Below are 25070 nucleotides of genomic sequence, written 5' to 3' on the forward strand. Positions count from 1 at the left end.
CTTATTCACCGACAACCGCTCACATCATCCTGACAGAGTTCTGTCCTGCTCAGTTCACGATGTTTTCCGGCTCGCCGGCCAAATATCGTTCAACGTTGCGCGTGATTCCTTGCATCAGCGACAGGCGCGCTTCTTGAGTCGACCAGGCGATGTGCGGTGTGATGAGGCAGTTTGGCGCTCCGACGAGGGGGTGATCGGCAGGGGGCGGCTCCTTCGACAGGACATCCAGGCCGGCCCCGGCGATTACGCCCCGACGCAGCGCATCCGCCAGCTCCTCTTCCACGACCAACCCGCCTCTGCCCGTATTGATCAGGAAGGCCGTGCGTTTCATCGCAGCTAGGCTTTCCCGACGGATCATCCCCTTCGTCTCCTCGGTCAGCGGACAATGCAGGCTGATAACGTCCGACTCCTCGAACAGTTCATCCAGCTCGACATATGTGACTTCAGCAAGTTCTCCCGTCAGCTGCCGCTTCGTTCGCGATACCGTCACAACCTTCATGCCGAACGCCAAAGCCAGCTTGGCCACTCGCCGACCGATATCTCCGAGGCCGACGATGCCTATCGTGCGTCCTTCCAGCTCGATCAGCGGCGTCTTCCGAAAACTGAAATCCGGCGACTTAGCCCATTCGCCGTCCCGTACCGCGTCGCTATGCAAACCCACCCGATGGCATAGCTCCAGCAGCAGTGCCAATACAAGCTGAGCAACCGACGCCGAGCTGTAAGCCGGAACATTAGTTACCGTAATTCCCCGCTCCCGCGCAGCCAGAACATCCACGTTATCGTATCCGGTCGCGATCAAGCCAATGTATCGCAGCTCCGGCAGTTTTCCGATCGTTTCCGCCCGCAGCGGCGTCTTGTTCGTCAGCACGATCTGAGCGCCCTCAGCCCTTTCCACGATCAGCTCGACAGGCGTACGGTCATAGACCACCAACTCGCCCAGCCGTTCCAGCTCCGTCCAGCTCAAATCCCCCGGGTTAAGCAAGTACCCGTCCAATACAACAATACGCATTTTTTCTTCCTCCCCTTCGCTTCTATTTCCATGTCCCTCTATGCGATGCGGTTGTGTGCCGACTTGCGGCACAGAAGCAGGGCAGCGACACTTCCGAAACCCCGACAGTCTCGCTACGGCTCCCGCGATCCGCGCTTACAGCAGCTTCTGTAATCTCAAAATCGCCTGAGGCCGGTCGACAACCTCCAGCTTGCCGTACATAACGCTAATATAGTTCCTGACCGTGCCTTCGGCAATATGCAGAGTCTCGGCAATCTCGCGATTATTCAACCCTCGAATGATCAGCCGCGCCAAATCCTTTTCCCGTTCGGTTAGCTCAACCGAGCTCGCGGGCGAACGCTGCCATTGCTCGTAGTCCGCCGTAATCTGACTCATGCGAGCGGCAAGCTTGGCCGCTACAACAGCCGGGAGCACGAACTGTCCATTCACCGTGTCGCGGATGGAGGAAATCATTTTGTCTCCGACCATATCCTTCAACAAATACCCGTTAGCCCCGTTCGCCAAACCTTCAACGATATAATCCGTATCGATGAAGGTGGTCAGAATCAATACTCGCGTGTCCGGACAGCTCTGTTGAATTCGCTTCAATGCGGATATGCCGTCCATCACCGGCATTTGAATGTCAAGCAGCACGAGCGTCGGCCGCTGCTCTTCCGCCAGTCGACAAGCTTCCTCGCCGTTTTTGGCCAGGCCCACGACTTCCATATCCTCTTCCAAATTCAGTATCGTTCGCAGACCTTCCCGCGTCAGCACCTGATCGTCGGCGATCACCAGCGTAATCTTCGTCATGCCATCTCCTCCTTCCGCCGTCTCGGGAACGGCAAATCGATGCTTAACAGACAACCTGCAGCAGCACGAGCTTCGATCGTCAGGCTGCCGCCCAACTGCTCTGCGCGATCCTTCATCGCTTTGAGCCCGAACCCCATTCGGATCGACGAGGAGCCTTTGCCGTAATCCTGCAATCGAAATCGTACAAAACCCGGCACATCCGACAGTTGAAAATGAAACTCCGCACTTTCGCCATGCCGAATACCGTTCGTCAGTCCTTCCTGCAAGGCATAATAAATCATTTTGCGATGGCTGGTCGGAAGGTCGGGAATTTCGGAGATATCCGCCTCGATTGCCACGCCCGTATTTCGCTGCGTATCCAGAATCAATTGACGCAACAACGAGCCGAGGTCGGCGTACTTATCTTCCCTCAGCATATGGACGGAGCCGCGAATTTCGTTCAGGCTGTGCCGTACAAGCTCCTGCGCTTCCAGCAGCCGCTGAGCAGCCTCTTCCGCATCCTTGGACATCAACCGTCTGCCCGCTTCGATCTGGATGACCGTCGAAGTAAGCGTATGCCCAACAATATCGTGAATTTCCTGGGCGATCCTGTTCCGTTCCTCATAGACCGATACCTCGGCCAGTGCGGCGGAAGTCTCCAGCATCGAGCGCTCCAAGCTCCTTGTTCTCTCCTCGACCTGATGCTCCAGATTGCTGCTCAACTCTTGGACGTCCGCGAACAGCTTCGCGTTGGCGAGCGAAATCGCGCATTGGGACCCGAACAGTTTCAGCACGTCAAGCCTCTCCGGAGTAAACACATTGGGCGTCAGTTTATTTTCCATATAGAGAAGCCCGATCCGTTTGTTCTGATAGAGCAGAGGAAGACAGAGCACCGACTTCAGCCCTTTGTCCCGGACATAAGGATCGCGCGTGAACACCCCCGCCTCCGCAGCATTGCCGAGAACAACGACTTCCCGGGTCCTCGCCGAATACACGACGATCGAGGCCGGAACCCAATTGACCGCCTCCTCCAACGGGAGGGACTCGATCCTAAGTTCCTCGGAGGTTCCGCGGATCTCCACGTCCCATCTTCCCTCGCTCTCGAATAGCAGCGCTCCGTATTCCGCCCCCGAATTTTGCAGCATAATCCGCATCAAAGCGTCGAGCAACCGATTCATATCCATCTCTCCGGACAATGCCTGCGCGGAACGGGCAACGGACAGATAATCGATGCGCTCCAGCCCGTTTTCCAGCTTGGCGTTGAGGAGATAACCGTATTCCCGCTCCATGACTGCCGCCTTCGCCATTGCTCCCCACTGCAAATAGGCTTCGTACGCTTCCATCAAATATACTTTTGCCATTTGCAATTTTCCTTGGCGGAGCCCGTGCTGCCCGCAGCTTTCCGCGGCCATCGCCAGATCGTGAATATGTCCGTGCTTCCTGGCGAAGTCGATCGATTGCGCGAACAACTCCTCAGCTTTGCGATCCTTCCCTTGCAGCTTGGCGATCTCGGCTTTGACGAACAGAAACTTATGCTGATACCCTTCCGGACATCGCCTGGCTATTTTTTCGAGAACGTTGCGACGCTTGCGCAGTTTCGGCCAGGTCGCGCTTTTCTCCTCGGCGGGCATCTCCTCATAGAGCTGCGCCCACACGAGAACTTCATAAACGCATAACAGATAGTTTTCGGAATTGTCTTTTCGAGCTCCGGGAAGTGCGGATATTCTCCTCAAAGCTTCGTTCGCTTCGCGGTAACGGCCGAAAATATAACCCAGAACAAAAGTAGAAATATACACGAGCCGTTCAATGAGCCTCAGCTCGTCGCCGCGTACCGAACGAAAAAACGACTCCGAGCGTATCTCTTCGGGCGCAAACGGATCATTCGCGTCACGATGCCCGGACAGCTCCGTCAGCATGGAAACAAGCAGCGTCCCCTGCTTCCACAACAGCACGTTGCGATGACGTCGAAACTCTCCGGAATGAGCGATCATGCGCTCGTAGATCTTCCGAAGCGGCGCGCCAAAGTGGAACTGGGCGCTGCAGCTGATGATAACGCTTTGGTTGCCCTGCCATAGATCGCCGGATTCCAGGCCGACCCTCCCGGCATGCTCGCAGAATCTGTCCAGCATCTCCGGCTTGTATTTACGCCAGCTATCGTAGCAAAGCGAGAACGCCGTAATCGTCTTCACATGAAGCAGCGGATACGGTTTGGACCATTCATAAGCCAGCATCCCCCAGCGGAAACATTCTTCCAGCCGGTTAAAAGAGTAATGGTACATGGAGTAGCCGACAAAACCGATAGAGGCTTCGGGAGTCTGCCCGCGCTCAAGCGTCAGCTCGATGATCTCGAACGTGGCCGCCAGCCAGCATTTCTTATCCGTGAAAAACAGCCCATTGGTGATGTTCGTCAAAACCGAAATCGCGATGCGCCCGGCTTCGTCCTTCATCTCGGGAAGCTCTGTCAACGTCTCGATCGGATGCTTGCGAAGCTTTCGGCTCAGTCGTAACGACTGACGAACGAGCCGCAGCGTACTCGGCGTCTCCGGCAGACGGACGCCAAGCAGCGCCAACGCAGAGCGTCCGTACGAGATCACCTCTGCGTAATTATCCTGACTGGCAGCCAACTGCATCATCAGATTGTAGACGCGAGCCTTGTCCAAATGAGTCTCTGCCTTTGCGATTAACAATTGGAACAGCCGCTCCGCCTCTTGATAATGAAGACATAGAAATTCCAGCTCCGCCCATTCCCGATACAGGAGAAAAGCATGCCCATACTCCTTATTCCAATCCACGTCTTCGTGCAGGTCAACTGCGCGGCGGATGTAGCCAAGCGCAGTCTCGTAAGCGGTCGAAGCTTTGGCTTTCATTGCAGCCGCCATATTCAGCTCGGCCTGCTCCCGCTTCTCCCCCAGGCTCGCCGAACGATTCCCGGCCCGGTTAAGATGGTAGACCGCCTCGAACAGATCCGCTTCTTCGCCGGAACGAACGCGATGAGCCAATTCCTTGCCGATTCTCAAATGCAGTTCGTTCCGCTGTTCTTCGGTCGCCATATCGTATGCGGCCTGCTGGACCCGGTCGTGCTCGAACGCATACTGTCCAAGCTCCCGGTTAACCGATTGCAGCAGCCCTTCGCGAACGGCGTTCTCCAGCACGTCAAGCAGCCGGTTCTTCGTCAGTCCGGTAAGCGGAAGCAGCCTTCCGAGCGTGAATGAGCTCCCGAGAAAAGCGGCGCGGCACAGCGCCTGCGCGATCGACTCCGGCAAATGGTTCAGCTTCTCCGAGATGTAGGTTGCCGCGTTGTCGGCCACGCTTGTCTCGGCGATGCTCTGCACACTCCAGGTCCAGCTTCCTTCCATTTCGTCAAACGCGATGCCGCCGCCATCGAATAAATCCTGCAGAAATTGCTTAAGAAACAGCGGATTCCCGTCCGTCTTCTGCAACAGCAAGGAGACGAGCTCTCCCCGATCGCCCTCGCGTTCGAACATCGCATCGCCGAGCAGACGATCCACGTCAGCAGCGGTAAGCTCGTGCAGCCGAATATATGTGAACATCGGTTCAAGTCCCTCGAACCGCTTCTCCATCCGTCCGATTGCTTGAAGCGTCTCCGGTTCATCGTCCCGATACGCTGCTACGACAAGCGTATGTCTCGTCTCTCGATCTTCCAGCAAGTATTCCATATACTGAAGCGAAGCTTCATCTGCCCATTGCAGGTCGTCCAGAAACAAAATCAAGGGTCGTTCGGGAAGGGCAAACAATTGAAAGAAACGGTTCAAAATCAAGTAGAACCGGCGCTGCGATTCAAGCGGCGGAAGCGCAGCCACTGAAGGCTGCAAGCCGATCAGCAGCTCCAGCTTGGGTACCCGTTCAATCAGCAGTTGACCGTAACCGTCCAACGCCTGTAAAATTCGCAGCCTCCAAACCTCGACCTCCAGCTTGCTCTCCGTCAGCAGGCGAACGATCAGATCGTCGATCGCCTGCATCCAGACATCGTATGGAGGCATCGCCCGGTTCGGATCGAACTTCCCCGTCGCAAATGCCGCTTCAATATCTACAGATCCGCGCAGCGTCTCCTGGACGAAGGAGGTTTTGCCGATCCCCCCTCCCCCGCTAATGCCGACCCACTCCGCCGAGCCGGATGCGCAGCGGCGCAGCGCTGCGCGAAGCCGCTTCTTCTCTTCTTCTCTCCCGTATACTTGCGTTGGAACTTTAGGCCTCTGCGGGACATCTTGAGCGCTCAGCAAAAAGGGTTCCACCACTCCCGAGCTCTGAAGCGACGCCAAGCATTTCTCTAAATCCGCTTTGAGCCCATAAGCGCTCTCATATCTCGAATGCGGAATTTTGTCCATGCACTTGCCGATAATATCGGACACCATCCTCGGGATAACCGGCTTGACGCGATAGAGAGCCGGCGGCGCTACGGCGAGATGTTGGTAGACGATGTCCACGGCGTCCCGATGATTGAAGGGCAAGCTGCCCGACAGCCACTCGTAGAGCGTCACGCCAAGCGAATAGAAGTCGGCCCGATAGTCGGAGGCTGCCCCGGTTCTGCCGGTTCCCTCCGGAGAGAGATAAGGCAGAAGCTCGTCCGGGCGATCCGTCAATGCCGACAGCGGGCTGCATGCCGACGAGTCCGACCACATTCGCACATCGATGAATTTCACTTCGTGGGTATCGGAGTTCGCGATCAGATGAAAAGGGGAAATTTCGTTTAACGCAACCTTCTCTCGATGGATTAGCATCAGACTTTTGGCAGCCGATACTGCGACCCCGAGAAGCCGGTGCAGATCGGCAGCTTCTCCGCGGCTGCGGATGACTTGATCGAGCGTGTCGCCCCCGATGTCTTGAAGCAGCAGAACCGGGCGTTCTCCGGCGAACTCCATGCCGTAAACCTCCAGCGCCCCTCTGCCCTCCAGCCTTCGAAGCAGCTCGTATTCGTGGCGAAAAGCGGCTGTCTGCTTCTCGTCCGGGTACGCATCGCGCGTCGTCTTCGCAATCGCGAGCAAACCGTCCTCATGCCTCTGAAGCCGATAGAGGCAAATGTCCGCATGGCGGCCCAGCTTCTCCAGCGTCCGATAACCGTCCAACTCCAGCTTGATGTCGAACTCCCCGGATACGTCGAATGTCCGATTCCTCATAGTTTGTTCCTTTCGCCTAATCTGTCTCCCGCTGGACGATGATCGATCCCCGAAGGGAAGGAAACAGCCCTTGCAGCCTGGCTACGGCATGAGCCCGATCCACCACATCCAGCTTGCCGTACAGCCCGCTGATATAATTGCGAACCGTTCCTTCGGCAATGCTAAGAGCCTCCGAAATCTCGCGATTGTTCAGACCCTTCAGCATCAACCTGCCGATCTCTTCCTCTCTCTCGGTCAGCTTGATCGGCTTCTCTCCGGCCCTCTTCTGCCGTCCGAAATCGTCGGCCAACTGATTCATCCGAGCGGCCAGCTTGTTCGCGACGGAGGCGGGAAGCACGAATTGACCGTCCACCGTATCCCGGATGGAGGCGATCATTTTGTCCGCGTCCATATCTTTGAGCATATAACCGCTGGCGCCTCCCGCAATCCCTTCTACGATGTAGTCCGCTTCGACGAACGTCGTTAAAATGAGAATGCGCGTATGAGGACAGCTCGCCTTAATTTTCTTCAGCGCGGTCAGCCCGTCCATCACCGGCATTTGGATATCGAGCAGCACAAGCGTCGGCTGCAGCCGTTCCGCCAGCTCGCAGGCTTCCTCTCCGTTGATGGCGACGCCGACGACCTCCATGTTTTCCTCCAGATCGAGAATGGTTTGCAGGCCTTCCCTCGTCAACATCTGATCGTCGGCAATAACGATGCTGATTTTACTCATGTTCTCTCCTCCGTTCAATAAGGCATTCGAATTCGCACCACACAGCCTTGGCCCGGCGCGGATTCGATCGCAAGCGAGCCCTTCAGCTGGCGCACGCGCTCGTCCATCGTCTTCAGTCCGAAGCCTCTCTCCAACTGCTCGACGCCCGTCCCGTCATCCTCCAGCTCAAATTCCAGCCAAGACCCGCGATCTTGAAGCAGGAAGCGGAATTGCCCGCATTTGCCGTGACGGATACCGTTCGTCAAGCCTTCCTGCAGCGCGTGGTAAATCGTTTTTTTGTGAAGCGCGGTCGCGCTTGGCACGGGATCGATCGATGCGCGTATCGACACTCCGGCGTTGCGTTCCGTTTCCCGGATCAACCGCAGCAATGCTTCCTCCAAATCGTAGTACTTGTCTTCCTTCAGCATGTGAACGGAATTGCGAATTTCGTTCAGGCTGTGCCTGACAAGTCCCTGCGCTTCGTTAAAACGCTCTAGCGAACGATCCAGATCGCGGCTCATCAAACGTTTGCCCGCCTCGATCTGCAGGACGGTGGAGGTCAGCGTATGGCCTACGATATCGTGGATTTCTTGAGCGATCCGGTTTCTTTCCGCATATACCTTCATTTCCGCCTGCGCTTCGGCGACGGCTAGCATCGATAGCTCCAGCTTGCGCGTTCGCTCCTCGACCTGCTCCTCCAGATGGTTTTTCAAATGCTGAATTCCGGAATACAAGCTCGCATTCGTCAGCGCGACCGCGCCTTGCGAGGCCAGCAGCCGCAGCACCTCAAGGCGCTTCTCGGTAAAAACGCCGGTCGATAAATTGTTTTCCAGATACAGCAGCCCGATCAGCCTGTTCTGATACAGAACGGGCAAGCATAGCGCGGAGCGGATTCCCGTTCGCCCCGCTTGGCCGCTTCGCTCGAACAGCTCGCTGTCCGCCGCATCCTGCACGACAACCTCTTCCATAGAGCTGGCCGAGTAGGCGACTAGAGCAGCCGGAATCAACTGCCCGGCCTCCTCCAGCGGAATCGGTTCGAAGCGCAGGGCATCGATCGTGCCATGAGCCTCGACGATCCAGCGGCCTTCCCGATTAATGAGCAGCGCGCCGTATTCCGCTCCCGCGTTCTGCAGCATAATGTGCACGAGCACCTGCAGCAGCCGCTCCATCTCCATCTCGCTCGACAACGATCGCGCCGACAGAATGACCGACACATGGTCGATTTGTCCCAATCCTGCCGCCATTTTGCCGCTCAGCCATTCTCCGTACTTCGCCTCCATGTCGTTCGTCTTAGCTGTCGCTCCCCAGCTTCGGAACCGGTCCCGGGCTTCGTTCAAATACACCTTCGCCAAAGCGCTTCTGCCGGTTCGAAGCCCGTAGCGGGCATAGCATTCCGCGCCAATTCCCGCCTCATGGCCGTACCCCGCTTGGCGCGCCAGCTCTATCGCTTGCTCGTACCAGAGCTCCGCCCGCCGCTGACTGTCCGGCTTAAGGCTGGCGATTTCCGCCCTGGCCAGCAAATATTTGTGCTGCTCCGTTTCCGGCCGCAATTCGGCCCGCTTAGCCAGCCTCCGTAAGCTTGCGCGCATCCTGCGCGCCGTTTCCGCCCGCTCTCGCCCTTTCCCCTGGCCGCATGTTTCCTTCCACAGCAATATGGAATAGAAATCGATATCGAAAGGAAGAAGATAACCTTGCTCGCGCGACGATTGCAGCAACTGCTCCGACGCGGCAAGCTGGTACGAGGATTTTCCCAGCAAGCAATCCGTTACTAAGGAATACGAAGCGGCAAGCCGTTCTACAACCTGATCCGTTCCGGCCGCGCGGAGGCCCTCGTCGGCATTCGGCTCTACGTTCGCGCCGACATAAGGTTCCTCCGAAGCGCGATAACCGGTCAGCTCCGAGATAAATCCAGCCATCTCGGCGGCCTGCCGCCAATGTCTCTCCGAGCCTTCTTGGCGAAAATAGCCTGCATGAAGAAGTAAACGCGTGTAGATGTCCCGCAACGGATGCCCGGCCTGCAGGAGCAGCCGGCAATGAATGAGCAGACAGCGGTTGGCGAGTTCCGTCCTTCCCGCAAGCAACGCCGTGCGCACAGCTTTGCCGGTCAACGCAATCCGTTCCCGAAGTCCGAAGCGTCGCCAGCCTCCTTCAGACGCCGCCAGCGATGCGGCGGCTTGCGCAAACAGTCCCGGCTCCTCGTCGGCCAAGAGCTGCATTTGCTTGCTCCATTCCTCCGCGAATGTCTCTTGATGCGGATGATCTTCATAGCGCGACACATAGTTCGTTAAGCCAACGACGGACTCCGGCGTCCACCCATGCTCCAGCGTCAATTCCGCCAGCGTTAAGATCGAGAAGTCGCGGCTCTGCGATTCCGCATTCGAATCAACTTCGATCGCCTTGGCGAGCGCAGCCAAGTCAGCCCGAAGCTGAGGGTCCGCGGCGACTGGAAGCTTCCTTATCGCTTCTGCGCCAAGCCGCTTTAACTTACTTCTTACTTTTCGCTCCAGCAGTCTCAATCCGATTCGCCGTGGCACAAAGGAGTAAGAAGCACCCCAAGAATTTACGGCATTCTCCCGCTCCTTCGCTTCATGCCGCGCCGTCGTGTCCGCTTCGGACAAACGCTCTTCCGACGCCCGTCGCTGCGGACGATCGAGCTCGCCCAGCGGGAACGGCTGCACTTTGCCCGCAACGCGGAGCTGTAATAGACACTCCTCCAAATCCGCGCGGATTCCGGCCGCATCGGCATACCGCGCTTCGGGCATTTTCTCCATGCACTTCTGAACGATGTCGGATACCACGCTCGGAACCGAAGCGTTTCGGCGCCATGCCGGCTCCGGGTTCACGGCCAGATGATGGTAGACAAGATCAATGGTATCGTCCGCAGGATACGGATACGTCCCCGCAAACCATTCGTACAAAATAACGCCGAGCGAATACAAATCGGAGCGAACGTCGGGAGTGCGTCCCGTTCTCCCCGTCTGCTCCGGGGCCAGATAAGGCAGTACCCAGTCCGAACGCCGTCCCTCCCAGGAGCTCCCTGCGGCACCGTCGATCGGCGATGCATACCGTATGTCGAGCAGCCTGACCTCCGAATCGCCAAGCAGGATCGAAGAAGGGGTGAGCACATGCAGCATCAACCCGGCCCGATGCAGTTGACTAAGACTGTCCGCCATCGATACGGCGCGCTCCAGTAGCTGCTCTAGCTTCATTGAGTCGCGGTGCGCTCGCATCGCCTGAGCCAGCGTCGTTTCTCCATTGTCCGGCAGCAGCAGGGCGGATCGCGTTCCTTGAAGCTCGACGCCTTCCGGCTCGACGCCCCCTCTCCCCTTCAAGCCGAGCAGTCGTTCATACTCTTTGTACAGGGTCGCGGCAGCATCCGCATCCGCCGCGGAGTCGTTCAGGGCCTTAGCCAGCAAACGTCGGCCGTCCGATAATCGTTCTACGCGGCACAGCACCAGCTCGCCGTCGTTTTCTATCGTTTCTAGCACCTTGTATCCGGCCAACTCGAACATATTCTCACCCGCTTGCTCTCCATAGATTCCCGAAAATGCTTGTTGAACCCGATTATACGCTATAATCGAACACAATCCGACAGCAATGAGGTAAAATAAAAACAAATACGCAGCTGCTCAAAGAAAGATTACGGTGATCCAATGAGTTTGAAGGAAGCCCTTATTTTGCTGGGAACGCACGGTATTCCGATCGTATTCTTCGTCTATATGGCAGCCGACGTATGGCTTCGCAACCGGAGAAGGACCGAGCACATCCTGCTTAGTCTGATTTCCGTCTGCTATTTGCTGATGTTCGCGGAAGAATACGTCCGCAATCAGGTCCCCGTCGAGCATAGCCCCCTGCTGTCGTCCATGTGGCTGAGCAGCGCCGGCATCCTTATTCCCGGTATCGGACTGCATTTTCTGGTTAAGCTGACCCGTTTGGAGACGCGGATGCCTCGCTGGCTGTATCCGTACATCTTCTATTTGCCTGTACCGTTCGTCATTGCAAACATTGCAACCGAAGGGCATTGGATTTCCGCTCAGCAATTCACAGCGTCGGGAATGTGGAATTTGCCGGTTTATAGTTCCGGCTACTATATCGCCATGACCGTGAGCATCGCCAACAACGTTCTGTATTTGCTTGTGCTTGCCGTCGCGAAATCGAAATCGAACCACCCCGAGCAACAAAAAATCTACAATCAGTTGTTCGCGGGCATCGTCATCGCGATCGTCTGGCACGTCCTGTTCGGCTATATCAATTACGGCGATCGCTTGCCGCCTTATCCGTATTTGTACAGCGGCATCGTCTGGTGCTACTTCCTGCGCCAAACGATGCGAAAGCACGACTTTCTCAACCTGTACGACAAACGCTTCGAGAAGCTGTTCAACATGCATCCGGACGTCATTCTATTGATGAGCCGCGATCGCGGCATCAAACACGCCAACCCGGGAGCCCTGCAGCTGTTCGATTCCCTTCAGCTCGATTTCGCCGCGTTCTACGGCTTGCTGGACAAGGCGCTCACCCAGCAAATTCAGGCCGGGCGAACGATCGAACGCTACGAGACGGAAATCCGGCATCGCGACAAACGGATCGTCCTGCTCGCCAGCGTCGATTACGTCCTTGCGGATAACGAATTGCATGCGCTGCTCGTCTTTCGCGACATCACGGCGCAGAAGGAATCCGAGGAGGAAATCCGTTTTCTCGCCTATCACGATCCGTTGACGCGGCTGCCGAACCGCCGGTATTTTCATGAAAAGCTGGACGAAGCGCTGCAGGAAGCGGCGGCGTGCGAAGAGTCCCTGGCTCTGCTGCTGGTCGATCTGGATAAGCTTAAGCTGCTAAACGACACTTACGGACATCTTGCCGGCGATGAGGCGCTGCGAGCAGCCGCGCATATTTTGCAGGAAACTGTCGGAGACGCGGGCTTCGCCGCGCGAATGGGCGGCGACGAATTCGTCCTGTTCGTTCGCCAGGCGGACGACAAGCCGAGCCTTGAGGAACTTATGAGGGAACTCCAAACGCGATTCGCCGAGTATATTTCGAAGTACGGCGCGCTTCCGGTAGGCTTGAGCGTCGGGGCCGCCCGTTTTCCCGAAGACGGCAAAGACGGGCAGGCGCTGATCAACTTGGCCGATCAGGCGATGTTCGAGATGAAACGCAGTCACGCGTCGCGCGCCGCATCGGTATAGCCGTGTCTCATTCCCGAAATAAAAATTCTATGAAAAACGGCAGCTGATGAACGCTGTCGAAAATTGTTAGGCGATTTTAATATTTTCATAGTTGATATATTCGGAGTCTGTTGTTATTATTGTATGGTATTGCGTGATTGGAAAGCTGATATTCAAAATATGCGGAGTCTTTCCAAGCAGATAATTTTTGACCACTTCCGACAAGAAGTTGAGGCCAACGGACAGCCGGGTCAAATGCCGACTGGCAACTTAAGTTGCCTTATTGATTGAGTTAAAAGCTCAAATTTTATGAGTTGGTTACTTTACAACCAGTGCATTCGCACACAACTTGTGAAACGGTCAATAAGAGTGGCATAGTGATTATTTGCTATTTAGACTCTGATTCGTTAACGATATATTTTGAATATTAAAGAGCTTCCTAACAAAAGCTATGTCCCGATTGCTGGGGACGTTTAATATTCGTATTTATATCTAAACAAGTGTGATACGCGATGATGCGTTTGGGCCACTTGTTTTTTTGTGCGTAGAAACGATCATCCGGAGCTTCAAACAAAACTCTATGTAAGGGGATTGAGACATGGGAAAAGCGTTAGTTATCGGTTGCGGCGGAGTGGCTTCGGTAGCCATCCACAAATGTGTGCAAAACAGCGAGGTTTTTGAAGAAATTTGTATCGCGAGCCGCACGAAATCCAAGTGCGACGATCTGAAAGCAAAGCTGGACGGCGGCAAAACGAAAATTACGACGGCGCAAGTAGATGCTAACAATGTGGACGAGCTGATCGCGTTGATCGAAGAGGTCAAACCGGATATCGTCATGAACCTGGCGCTGCCGTATCAAGACTTGACGATTATGGACGCTTGCCTGGCCACCAAAACCCATTACATGGATACGGCCAACTACGAGCCCGAAGACACGGCGAAGTTCGAGTACAAATGGCAGTGGGAATACCGCGAGCGCTTCGAGAAAGCCGGCATTACCGCGCTTCTGGGCAGCGGCTTCGACCCGGGCGTAACCGGCGTATTTTCCGCTTATGCGCTTAAGCACTACTTCGACGAAATCGAATATATCGACATTCTGGATTGCAACGGCGGCGATCACGGCTATCCGTTCGCCACGAACTTCAACCCGGAGATCAACATCCGCGAAGTATCCGCCAACGGCAGATACTGGGAGAACGGTGAATGGATCGAGACGAATCCGATGGAAATCAAGCGCGTCTACAACTTCGCCGAGGTTGGCGAGAAGGACATGTACTTGCTGTACCATGAAGAGCTCGAATCCCTTGCCGTCAACATGCCGGGACTGAAGCGCATCCGCTTCTTCATGACTTTCGGCCAAAGCTATCTGACTCACCTCAGAGCGCTGGAGAACGTCGGCATGACTTCGATCGAGCCGATCGAATTCGAAGGCAAGCAAATCATTCCGCTGCAATTCTTGAAGGCTGTATTGCCGGATCCGGCTTCCCTTGGACCGCGCACGGTCGGCAAGACGAACATCGGCTGTATTTTCCAGGGTAAAAAAGACGGCGTAGCTAAAACGTACTATGTGTACAATGTTTGCGACCACCAAGAATGCTACAAGGAAGTCGGCTCCCAGGCGATCTCCTACACGACCGGCGTTCCTGCCATGATCGGAGCGGCAATGGTGCTGACCGGCAAGTGGAACAAGCCAGGCGTATACAACGTCGAGGAGTTCGATCCGGATCCGTTCATGGAAGAACTGAACAAATGGGGACTTCCGTGGGTAGAAGACTTTAACCCGGTACTGGTCGACGATGGACAAGAGTCGTCTCAAGCAGCTAAACAACCGGCGCTGGTTCGCTAAAATGCGGTTTGAACAGCTGCCTACGCCTTGTTTTGTCGTTGATGAAGCTCTGATCGAGAAGAACCTGAAAATTTTGGCCGGCGTGATGCAGCGGACAGGCGCCAAGATTATTTTGGCCCAAAAAGCGTTTTCTATGACGACGCTGTACCCGCTTATCGGCGAATATTTGCTCGGTACGACCGCAAGCGGCTTGTACGAGGCCCGGCTGGGCTACGAAGAGATGGGCAAAGAAACGCATGTCTTTGCCCCTGCTTATCGGGAAGACGAGATCGATGAAATCCTCTCCATCTGCGATCACATTATTTTTAATTCCTTCTCGCAGTTGGAGAAGTTTAAAGCCAAGGCGCTGCAAGCCGGCCGCAAAGTCGGCTTGCGCGTCAATCCGGAATGCTCGACGCAGGTGGGCCATGAGATTTACGATCCCTGCTCACCTGGCTCCAGGTTCGGGGCCAGGCGTGAGGATTTCCGCCCGGAGCTGCTCGACGGCGTCTCCGGCCTGCACTTCCACACGCTCTGCCAGCAAAACTCCGACGACTTGGAGACGACGCTGCGGGCGGTCGAGGAGAAGTTCGGCGAATGGCTGCCGCAGATGGAATGGATTAATTTTGGCGGCGGGCACCATATTACAAGAGACGATTACGATCTCGATACGCTGGATGCTTGTATCAAGCGCATGCAGGAGAAGCACGGTTTGGAGGTCTATCTGGAGCCGGGCGAAGCGGTTGCGCTTAACGCAGGCTACATGGTCGCATCCGTGCTGGACTTCCATAAGAACGGCATCGACATCGCCATTCTTGATACCTCTGCAACGTGCCATATGCCGGATGTGCTGGAAATGCCGTATCGCCCTCCTCTTCTGGGTTCCGGCGAGTCTGGAGAGAAACCTTTTACGTATCGCTTGGCAGGACAGACCTGCTTAACCGGAGACGTTATCGGCGACTATTCGTTCGATCAGCCTTTACAGGTCGGCGACCGGCTCGTATTCGGGGATATGGCGATCTACTCCATGGTCAAGACCAATACGTTTAACGGTATGCCGCTGCCAACCCTTGCCGTGCAGGACAAAGACGGCGACTGCCGCATCGTGCGCCAGTTCGGCTATGAGGATTTCAGGACTCGGTTAGCTTAATTTGCTATCCAATGCTCCAACTGGAATTCTTGTCCCGTGGAATTAGGCGGTTTTCATCACCGCCCGTTTACACTTCTTTACACTTTGTAATGATAACGTAATATTTCTTTCATCTCCCCTTCATGTTCGGCGGTTAAGATAAATACATGACCCCCCTTTGAAATATAAAACTTGAGGCTTGCGGCCCGTTGCCGCAAGCCTCCTTTTTTTATAGCCGATGCATAGGCCGACGAACATTCCCGTAAACCCCCTTTCCGTAAATAGCCCGCCCTCAGAATAATGGCGCTTACAAATGGAAATGAAAAGATAAGCATTACTTGGAATTTGGATTTTGAAAAAAAAAGAGGCCAGAGATAAAAAGAGGAAATGATTTCTCAACCAGCGAGACAGCTTACTGGACGATCGAAGAGGTATTACGGAGCTTTCGGAGTGTTGGAATCGATGTTGCTGCGGAGGAGTTTGAGGCGCGCGGAGGCACTTTCTTGGCCTTCGCTACACGGTTGGGATGGCGCGGAGGCACTTTCTTGGCCTTCGCTACACGGTCGGGAGGGCGTGGAGGCACTTTCTTGGCCTTCGCTACACGGTCGGGATGGCGCGAAGGCACTTTCTTAGCCTTCGCTCCACAGTCGGGAGGGCGCGAAGGCACTTTCTTGGCCTTCGCTACACGGCCGGAAGGGCGTGGAGGCACTTTCTTGGCCTCCACTCCACGGCTGGGATGGTGCGGAGGCACTTTCTTGGCCTTCGCTCCACAGTCGGGATGGTGCGGAGGCACTTTCTTGGCCTTCACTCCACGGTCGGGATGGTGCGGAGGCACTTTCTTGGCCTCCGCTCCACCTTCCTATCCATCGTTTGCCAGTCCAGCTCTCCACCTCAATCTCGCATCACCGCTTGAGTAGCGGCAGTTCCATACGACATTTTCATTTTTACGGAAAGGACTTATCCCTTCAGCGCGCCGTCGGCGATCCCTTGCAGAATCCACTTCTGGAACGCGATAAAGAAGGCGAACACGGGAACGGCGGTCATGACGAGCGAGGAAAGAATGCTGCCCCAATCCTTCGTATACTGTCCGAAGAAGCTGTTCGTCGTCAAAATAAGCGTGTACTTGTTCACGTCCGTCAGCATGAGCAGCGGAAGCAGGAAGTCGTTCCAGATGTAGAGCACGTTAAGAATCGCCAAGGTGACGGTAATCGGCTTGAGCAGCGGCAGAATAATTCGGAAGAACGTATACAGCTCGCCAGCCCCGTCCATCTTGGCCGCCTCTTCCATTTCTTTCGGAATGCCTTTCACGAACCCGTGATACAGAAAAATGACCATGTTCAAGCTGAGTCCGACGTACATGATCCCGAGTCCTGTCGTCGAGCCCTGCAGGTGCAGCGACTTGGCTACTTGAGACAATGTGATCATAATGACGTGGAACGGAATCATCATCGAAGAGAGGAACAGGAAGAAGATGAACCCGCTCAGCTTGCCCGGCGTCCGGGACAGCTTATATCCGGCCATCGCCCCGAGCAGCAGCATGCCGACGACCCCGATTATCGTCACCGTCAGCGAGTTGCCCAGACTTTTCAACAGGTCGATGCTGTGAAAAACGTTAATGTAGTTGTCGAAGCCAAAGCTGCTCGGCCATGCGAGCACGGACGAGAAAATCTCCTTTTGCGTCTTGAACGAATTGACGACCGCCATATAGATCGGAAGAGCGAAGAAGACGGCCATGACGGCAAGGATGACGACGGATACGGCGCGAAACGCAATGTTTCCCTTGCTGCTCATGCTTCGATCTCCCTCCTCTTCATGACCCGTACCTGAACGATCGTGATCACCAGAATGATCAGGAACAGGATCATCGCTTTGGCGTTGGCGTATCCGAACCGGTAATTGTAATTAAACGCTTCTTGGAAAATGTTCAGCGAGACGACTTCCGTCTTCCTCGCCGGCCCGCCGCCGGTCAAACCGAAGATGACGTCGAACGAATTAAACGCCGAGTTGAGCGTCAGGAACAGACAGATCGTCACCGTATGCATGATCATCGGAAGCGTCACCGAGCGAAGCATCTGCCAGCCGTTGGCGCCGTCGATGCGCGCGGCTTCTTTAATATCCTGCGGTACGCCTTGCAAACCGGCGATGTAGATGATCATCATATACCCGACGCCTTGCCATAAGGAAACAATCAGAATCGAATAGAAGGACACTTTCGGATCGCTCGTCCAGGCTTGATCCAGGAAAGAGAAAGCCGCCTGCTCGGCAAGCTCCGGCAGCAGCTTCGTGAAGATGAACGTCCACATGAAAGCGCCGATGATCATGCTAATCAGGTTCGGCATGAAGAAGATCGTGCGGAACAGTCCCTTCGCCCGCTTCCGGGATTCGATGAGCAGCGCTAGCAGCAGCGCGATTCCGTTCTGCAGCACGACCATCAAAAATACGTACTTAAATGAAAACATCAGCGAGCGGATAAATTCCTTATCCTTGAACGCCTCGATGTAATTGACGAATCCGACGAACTTGTACGACCTGGCCAGACCGTTCCAATTCGTAAAGCTATAGCTCATGCCGCCCAGCATCGGAATGACGATGAAGATGAGGAACACCAGCAGCGCCGGGGCGACGAAAGCGAAGAACCAGGCGTATTGGCGAATCGTTCGCGTCAATTCGATACCCTCCTTTATTTCAGAGGCTGTCCTATAAGCAAAGGAGTCATACATAAAGATGACCGACAGAGAAGGTAGCCATGCATGTATCTCCCTCCGCTGCTCACTCCAGGAGACACATGCACTCGTTTCTTTTATCGATCATCTTTGTATGGACTACTTATGGGACAGCCTCTTCTTTCTATTGTTTGTTCAACTCGTTGGCGTCCTTCCAGGCCTTGTCCATCGCTTGCACGACCTGCTCGGCGGTCATATCCTTGGCGTAATAGCCTTGGAACAGCGTCTCGGAGACGTTCTTCACGCCGGAAGGAATGCGCGGATCGTCGTACGCCTTGCCGGCGGACGCGTAGCCCGTAACATCCTCGATCCAAGGGTAAGGCGAGAACGTATGGCTTTCCGCGACCGGATTAAACATCATGCTTTGGTAAAACGCGCTGGAGTCCTTCTGGTCCAAAATGTAGTTGACGAGATCAAGCGCAACTTCTTTATTTTTGCTGTCCGGTGCAACTCCGATTGAGGTAGACGTGGACAGGTTCAGCAGCGTCGACTTCGGATCGTCGTTGATAGGCATCGGCGCGACGCCGAGCTCGAAATCCGGATCGTTCTTGAGAATCGCTTCCGCAAACCATGGACCTTGAGCCGGCCACATCGCGATGTTGCCTTGGGCGAATTCCGCCGTCGCTTGGTCCCCGTCAAGCTCGAATACCTTCTTGCCGCCGTAATCGCGAAGCATGTCCATCGTGTCCGTGAGCCCTTTCAGCTCCGTGTACGAAGCTGTGCCCTCGTTCATCCGGTCGACGAACCCCGGGTTCGCAGAACTGTTCAAGGCGCCGACGGCCAGCGTCGGGAAGCTCTCGGCCATCCAGGATTCCTTAAGCGCGATCATGAACGGCTGAATATCCTTCGCCTTCAGCTCGTCGGCGAGCTGCTTCATCTCGGTTACCGTCTCCGGCAGCTTCAAGTTGTTCTCGCGGAAGATTTTCTTATTGTACAGCATCCCCCAACCGACGCTCTCCAGAGGAACCGCCAGGATCTTATCGTCGAAGGTGACGCCCGACTTCACGCCCTCAAGCAGTTGGCCGACGAACGGCTGATCGCTCAAGTCCTCCAAATATCCGGCGCGGTAAAATCCGGGAATGTCGTTCACCGCGTGCAACGTGAAGACGTCGGGGCTGTCGCCGCCGGACATCCGCGATTTCAGAATCTGATCGGCGGTATCGGCGCTCGGCATTTCCAGGCTGATCTTGACGTTAATGTTTTTCTCGGCGAGCTCTTTTTTCTTGAATTGCTCGAAATACTGCTCGAATTGGTTTTTGAACCGGGGCAGGCTGACGAATACCTTCAGGTCAACGTCCTTCGCCTTGCCTGTATCGCCGTTACCGGACGCTGCCGGGGAACTGTCGTTCGTATTGCCGTTCGAGCCGCAGGCGGACAGGGCGCCGGCCATCAGCGTCGCCGCCAGAACAAGAGATAACTTTCTCATTTTGGTGAAACCTCCTTAGTCAAGGGGATAATCTGATCTGAATTCAGTATAGCAAGGGCAGCAGGGCCTGAAATCAGAGGATATTGGCCTTGGAGCTAGGATAATATTAATGCGCGACAGACATCCTGTCCCTCATTCCGCCGGGCGTCTCCCCGTAATGGCTCTTGAACAGCCGGTTAAAATACGTAACGTCCTCGTAGCCGACCGCCTGAGCGATCGACTTGATCTTCAGATCGCTGGAGCAGACCAATTCCTTAGCCTTCCCCATTCGCAGACCGATCACGTAATCGGTCAGATTGCCGCCGAATTTCGCTTTGAACGCCTTGCTGAGATACTCCTTGCTCACGTAGAACGCGTCCGCGACCGTCTCCAGACTGATCGGCTCATCGTAATGACGGTCGATGTATTTCCGCACTTCCTCCAGGTCCAGCTTGTCCTTCGGCTTGCGTCTGTCCGATTCTCGCTCGATGGCGGCCAGATAGAGATCGCCAAGCCTGCGCAGAGACTCGTCCGGTTCGGCATCGGCATCCGTACGCAGCGTCCGCTCGGCGAGCTCCTGAATGGAGATTCCGGACGGGGTCAAATATTCCTCGAGCAGCAGGTAAAGCTCGACGTAAACTTTGCGCACGCCGGCCTCTCCCGCTCCGAGGCCGGACAGCTCCTCGCGCAGTTTGCGGAACGCCTGATCGGCGGCATGAGCGTCGACCGCTTGGAGGTAGCGGCCAAGCTCGCGCTTAGCTCGGGAAGTCAGCTCCGTCAGCTCCTTGTTCTCGTAATGAACGGTGAGCAGCTCGTCGTTGCGGAGCGCATCGCGCTTGCGCACTTCACGAGCGCAGTTAGCCAGCGCATCGTTCAATTCGTCCTCGTCGATCGGCTTCAGAATATAGGTCGAGGCCTTGTAGTCGATGGCGTGCTTCGTATATTGAAAGTCGGCGTGCCCGCTGATCACGATGACCTTGGCGTCGATGCCGCGTTCGTTCAACAGCCGGATCAGCTCGGTTCCTTCCATGCCGGGCATTCGCATATCGAGCAGCACGATATCCGGACGCTCTGCCGCAATCAGCTCCCAACCGGCAATCCCGTCCTCCGCCTCGCCAACGATCGTGATCCCCAGCTCTTCCCATCGGCCGAGACTCCGGATCATTTTGCGGCTCCAGACCTCGTCGTCGATAATGACGGCTTTCATGGCTGTCCCTCCTCATTGTCCGATCTGGCGTTCATCCGTTCTCCGCGCGGCTCGCTCTCCCGTTCGTCCTTTACACCGTCGCCCGGCAGCAGGATGCTTACGCGAGTGCCCGCGCCTTGTTCGCTCTCAATACGCAGTCCGAAGGCTTTGCCGAAATGCAGCTTGATCCGGGCATCCACATTGCGAAGACCGAGACTGTCGGCTTCCCGGAACAGCGTTCCGTTGTCCTCCAAGGAACGGCGAATCTCCGCGAGCCGCGTCGCGTCCATGCCCGCGCCGTTATCCTCGATGCGGACGACGACCGTCTCGCCTTCCCGTTCGACGCCAAGATGAATGCGCCATTCCCCGAGCTGCTGCCCGAATCCGTGCTCGAACGCGTTTTCGACAAGCGGCTGCAGCGTCAGCAGCGGAATCGGCACCCCTGCGAACGTTTCCGGAAGCTCGACCTCGGAGACCACCTTGCTCGGGAACCTCGTCTCCTGGATATATAAGTAGTTGCGCATATGCCGCCATTCCTCCCGCAGCGTCGTGACGTCGGGCCGATTGCGGATACTGTAGCGGAACATGCCCCCGATCGCCTTCACGACCCGATGAATTTCCGGAGCGTCTTTGTCCAGCGCCATGCCGCTGATGAGCTGGAGCGTATTTTGCAGAAAATGCGGATTGATCTGCGCTTGCAACGCCTTGACTTCGGCCGTGCGCTTGGCGATCGTCGCCTCGTACTCGAATTCGATCAGTCCTTTAATGTTGGCGACCATCGTCTGAAAGCTGTTCTCCAGAAGACCGATTTCGTCCTTGCGCTTCCTGTCGGCCACGTAGTCGGACTTGATCCAATCGAGCTTGCGCATATAGCGGACCAGGTTCGTGATCGGATTCGTGACCTTGTAGGCGAATAAGATGGATAGCAGCAAGGAGGCCGCGACGAATACGGCGGCAATGCCGACGCTGGCGCGGATAATCTCCCGTCCGCTTCGCACAACCTTCTCGTTAGGCATCACTTTTACGACGGTAAAAAACGTATAGGGGACGGGACGGCGAAAGACGTAGAAATCCCCGATTTTCTCGTAGGAAGACGGGCCGGCCAAGCGGCTCGCAAGAGCGGTTGCCAAGCCCGCCGCCCCCTCGGCCGACGAAGGGGCATACAGTACTTCTCCGTCATCATTGAGCAGATAGACCTCCGATCCGTCGTCGAACAGCACGCTTAGCATGCGGTCCATCATGCTCCACTTTACGTCGAGGGCGGCGTTGCCGAGCCGCTTGCGATCCTCGAACCGGTTGATCGGCCGCATGATCGTAAAGCCCGCTTTGGCGGCGTCGTTCCGATATTCCAGATGGCTATGCTCCAGTTCGAACGACGTCCATGAATATTCCTCGAGCGAACGGTCGCTGCGAATCCCTTCCTGGTACGCGCTGGCGCTATAGGTTTTATCGATGTTGACCACGTACAGAAGAACGCCGTTTAACACGCTCTGATTGGCATAGTAGACGGAGGATAGCTTGTTCGTAATATAATCGTTGGCCCGATAAAACTGCGTAATGTCGTCGTTGTCCAGCCGCCCCATCCGATCCGCGATTTTGTCGTCGACGACGATGGACGAGAGCATCTCGTTGAGTTGGCTGATTTTCTCGGACATGTATTCGCTCACGGTGGCAAGCTGTTCCTGGTTGAGATCGACGATCTCCCGCTCCATTGCGCCGGCCGACCGGGAGATCGCCATATAGGAAACCGCTGTGATTGGAAGCAAAGACAGCAGCAGCATGTACAGCAGCAGCCGGTTCCTAATCTTGCTCTGAAAGGGAGCGAGCAGCAGACGTCTCCAGCGTGCCCTCGCCCGATCGTTGTTCGGTGTCATGTCGTTCTCCTTGCCGGCCGGAAACGGCCAAGGCACCCCCCGGACGCAACCGGGGAATGCCTGAATGGTTAACTTATAAGTTCGTTTGCTTTATTCGTCGGGGTATGCGGCCTTGTCGACGATAATCGTTACGTCGCCATGGGTCCGCAAAAAGCTGGAAGGCACATTCTCGTCGATCGCCCCGTGCAGCGTCGCCCTCAAGATCTCGCGCTTGCCCGCTCCGGAAGCGAGCAGCAAAATTTTCCTTGAACCGAGCAGCACGTCCATGCCCGCGGTAATGCTCTCGCGCGGCACGCGGTCCAGCCCGCCCCAATAGGCGGCATTGCTGTGCAGGCTCTTCTCCGTCAGCGTAACGGCGCGCGTCGGGGAATCGGCTCGGGACGGCGGCTCGTTAAAACCGAGATGTCCGTTCGGTCCGAGCCCGAGAATTGTCGCGTCAATGCCTCCGGCACGCTCGACCTCAAGCTCGTATTCCCGCGCCGTGCGGGCCGGATCGTCCGTATTCTCGTCCAGCAGAACAAGCTGGTCTTCTCTCAGCTTCCAAGGCTCCACGACCGAACGGCGCAGCCAGCCTTCGAGCGAACGCGGGTCGTCGCTCGGAATGCCCAGATAGCCGTCCAGTTGGAAAGCGCGGATAGCGGAGAAATCGACCTTCTCCTCGCTGCGGAGGTCCGCCAGCCGCTCGTACATCCCCATCGGCGTGTTGCCCATCGCCAGCACGACGGATGCGTCCGGTTTCTCGCCGACGATGTTCGCCAGCCACTCGGCCGCCGCGCGGCTCATCGCTTCGTAATCTTCGACAACGATCAGTTTCAACTTCGTCATGTCGGCTCCCCCTTATTTCAGCAAGCGCTCTGGCAAGTAGGCTTTGTGAGCTTGCGCCATCTCGTCGTACAGCTTCTCCGCGCGATCGATCGAGTACACGAGCGGGTGGCTGGCCAGCGCGCGAATTCCGTCGATGCGAGTGCCGCTCCATCCGGCTTCCGCAGTCAGCGCTTGATATTCGCCGAGCATCTTCACGAGACCCGCGGTTTGTTGCGGCATATGGCCTTGCGCGATCGGCGCGATGCCGTTGCGGTCCACGAAGCAAGGCACTTCGACGACGCGGTCGGCGGGGAAGTCCGCGATCGCCCCGTTGTTCGGCACGTTGCACGTCCACACTTCCTTGCGGTCGTTAAACACGGCGTCCATCACGTCGAAAGCCAGCTCAAGCTCGTGGATGCCGCCGCGGGAGCGGTTCGGATCCAGCTCCGGAGTCGCGCTCTCCGCTTGTTCCGTATAGTGTTTCCAATAATCCGGAACTTTCGCCAGAATGTCCTGCGAACGCGTCGTCGGCTTCGCTTGCAGCTGCTCAAGCACTTCTTCCTTGTAATAAAAGTATTGGAAGTAGTCGGCGGGAATCGAGCCCATCGTCACGGCCAGCTTCAGCATGCGCAATTGATGGCGGCTGACCGTCGGGTCGTCCTTCAATCGCTCGTAGGCTTCCGCGAGCAGCGGCATGATGTCCTGCCCTTTGTACAGATGCCGGTTGGACCAGCAGTTATGGTTAAGGCCGATCATGGAGACGTCGAGATGAGCCGGGTCGAGGCCCGCGGTTTCCGCGATCCACTGCGGGAATATAATCGGACCTTCGCAGAGCGATACCGTCTTGATCGGACTGTGATGGGTAATCGCCTCGGATACGATGTTAACCGGGTTCGTGTAGTTAAACAGCCATGCGTTCGGGCTGATCGCTTCAATGTCCTCGACGATCCCCTTCAGGACGTGCAGCGAGCGCATCGCCATGAAGAATCCTCCTGCGCCTTGCGTCTCCTGGCCGATAAAGCCGTGCTTAAGCGGAATGCTCTCGTCCAGGTAACGGGCTTCGAAGCCGCCGGGACGGAAGCTGGTCAAGACGGCGTCACTGTCCCGGAGCGCGGCTTTGCGGTCGAGCGTTGCCGTAATCTTGATGTTCGTGCCTTGAATGTCGGCCATCTTTTGCGCCATCTTGCGCACGATTTCCAGACGCTCTTCGTTCAAGTCGACGAGCACGATTTCGGAATCCTTGAAATTGTCTCCCTGGTGAATGAAGCTGGCCACGGTGCCCGCCGCGCGGGTGCTGCCTCCGCCGATGTATACCATTTTGATTGCTGCCATTGTCGAATCTCTCCCTTGTTGTGCGTG

General features: G+C 56.1%; 15 protein-coding genes. 3 read left to right on the plus strand and 12 right to left on the minus strand.

Translation table 11 applies throughout. The annotated features are described in order from the left end of the window. Positions 1-49: 49 nt before the first annotated feature. The 5 genes from J4772_RS27665 to J4772_RS27685 all read right to left on the minus strand — a co-directional run bounded on the left by J4772_RS27665 (position 50) and on the right by J4772_RS27685 (position 11115). The gene (locus J4772_RS27665) at positions 50-1009 is read right to left on the minus strand and encodes a D-2-hydroxyacid dehydrogenase (RefSeq protein WP_209072326.1); all 960 of its coding nucleotides are present in this window, start codon (positions 1007-1009) and stop codon (positions 50-52) included. A 135-nt stretch (positions 1010-1144) separates the two neighbouring features. Continuing rightward, positions 1145-1798: a response regulator gene (locus J4772_RS27670; RefSeq protein WP_209072327.1), complete on the minus strand. Its 654-nt coding sequence runs from the start codon at positions 1796-1798 to the stop codon at positions 1145-1147. Then, the gene (locus J4772_RS27675; protein ID WP_209072328.1) at positions 1795-6912 is read right to left on the minus strand and encodes an AAA family ATPase; all 5118 of its coding nucleotides are present in this window, start codon (positions 6910-6912) and stop codon (positions 1795-1797) included. The genes J4772_RS27670 and J4772_RS27675 overlap by 4 nt, the downstream gene beginning before the upstream one ends. A gap of 16 nt (positions 6913-6928) precedes the next feature. Continuing rightward, complete coding sequence (locus J4772_RS27680) at positions 6929-7624, minus strand: response regulator (protein WP_209072329.1); 696 nt, start codon at positions 7622-7624, stop codon at positions 6929-6931. Positions 7625-7638: 14 nt separating this feature from the next. Beyond that, positions 7639-11115 carry a histidine kinase gene (locus tag J4772_RS27685; protein WP_209072330.1) on the minus strand — a complete coding sequence of 1159 codons (3477 nt, stop codon included), beginning with the start codon at positions 11113-11115 and terminating at the stop codon, positions 7639-7641. Between the two features lie 165 nt (positions 11116-11280). On the opposite strand from J4772_RS27685, the gene J4772_RS27690 reads away from it, so the two are divergent. The 3 genes from J4772_RS27690 to nspC all read left to right on the plus strand — a co-directional run bounded on the left by J4772_RS27690 (position 11281) and on the right by nspC (position 15740). After that, complete coding sequence (locus J4772_RS27690) at positions 11281-12786, plus strand: GGDEF domain-containing protein (RefSeq protein WP_209072331.1); 1506 nt, start codon at positions 11281-11283, stop codon at positions 12784-12786. A gap of 577 nt (positions 12787-13363) precedes the next feature. Then, a complete protein-coding gene (locus J4772_RS27695; RefSeq protein ID WP_116060021.1) occupies positions 13364-14611 on the plus strand; it encodes a saccharopine dehydrogenase family protein in 1248 nt (415 codons plus the stop codon). Between the two features lies 1 nt (position 14612). After that, positions 14613-15740 (plus strand): carboxynorspermidine decarboxylase, encoded by a 1128-nt coding sequence (gene nspC, locus J4772_RS27700; protein WP_209077479.1) that lies wholly within the window; start codon positions 14613-14615, stop codon positions 15738-15740. Between the two features lie 936 nt (positions 15741-16676). Here the strand turns inward: nspC and J4772_RS27705 are convergent. From J4772_RS27705 to J4772_RS27735, 7 genes are all read right to left on the minus strand, one after another. Next, on the minus strand, positions 16677-17510 hold the full coding sequence (locus J4772_RS27705; protein WP_116063578.1) for a carbohydrate ABC transporter permease: 834 nt from the start codon (positions 17508-17510) through the stop codon (positions 16677-16679). Next, on the minus strand, positions 17507-18385 hold the full coding sequence (locus J4772_RS27710) for a carbohydrate ABC transporter permease (RefSeq protein WP_371822763.1): 879 nt from the start codon (positions 18383-18385) through the stop codon (positions 17507-17509). Before J4772_RS27710 ends, J4772_RS27705 begins: the two co-directional genes overlap by 4 nt. 181 nt (positions 18386-18566) lie before the next feature. Next, complete coding sequence (locus J4772_RS27715) at positions 18567-19868, minus strand: ABC transporter substrate-binding protein (RefSeq protein WP_209072333.1); 1302 nt, start codon at positions 19866-19868, stop codon at positions 18567-18569. Positions 19869-19974: 106 nt separating this feature from the next. Continuing rightward, positions 19975-21054, minus strand: a complete 1080-nt coding sequence (locus J4772_RS27720; protein ID WP_209072334.1) for a response regulator transcription factor — start codon at positions 21052-21054, stop codon at positions 19975-19977. Continuing rightward, positions 21051-22907: a sensor histidine kinase gene (locus J4772_RS27725; RefSeq protein ID WP_209072335.1), complete on the minus strand. Its 1857-nt coding sequence runs from the start codon at positions 22905-22907 to the stop codon at positions 21051-21053. Before J4772_RS27725 ends, J4772_RS27720 begins: the two co-directional genes overlap by 4 nt. Before the next feature lie 90 nt (positions 22908-22997). Next, complete coding sequence (locus J4772_RS27730) at positions 22998-23732, minus strand: 6-phosphogluconolactonase (protein WP_209072336.1); 735 nt, start codon at positions 23730-23732, stop codon at positions 22998-23000. Positions 23733-23744: 12 nt separating this feature from the next. Further along, entirely contained in the window at positions 23745-25043 is a 1299-nt protein-coding gene (locus tag J4772_RS27735; RefSeq protein WP_209072337.1) for a family 4 glycosyl hydrolase, read from the minus strand. Positions 25044-25070 lie beyond the last annotated feature (27 nt).

It is taken from the genome of Cohnella sp. LGH (genome assembly GCF_017671885.1).
GTDB classification, from domain to species: domain Bacteria; phylum Bacillota; class Bacilli; order Paenibacillales; family Paenibacillaceae; genus Cohnella; species Cohnella phaseoli.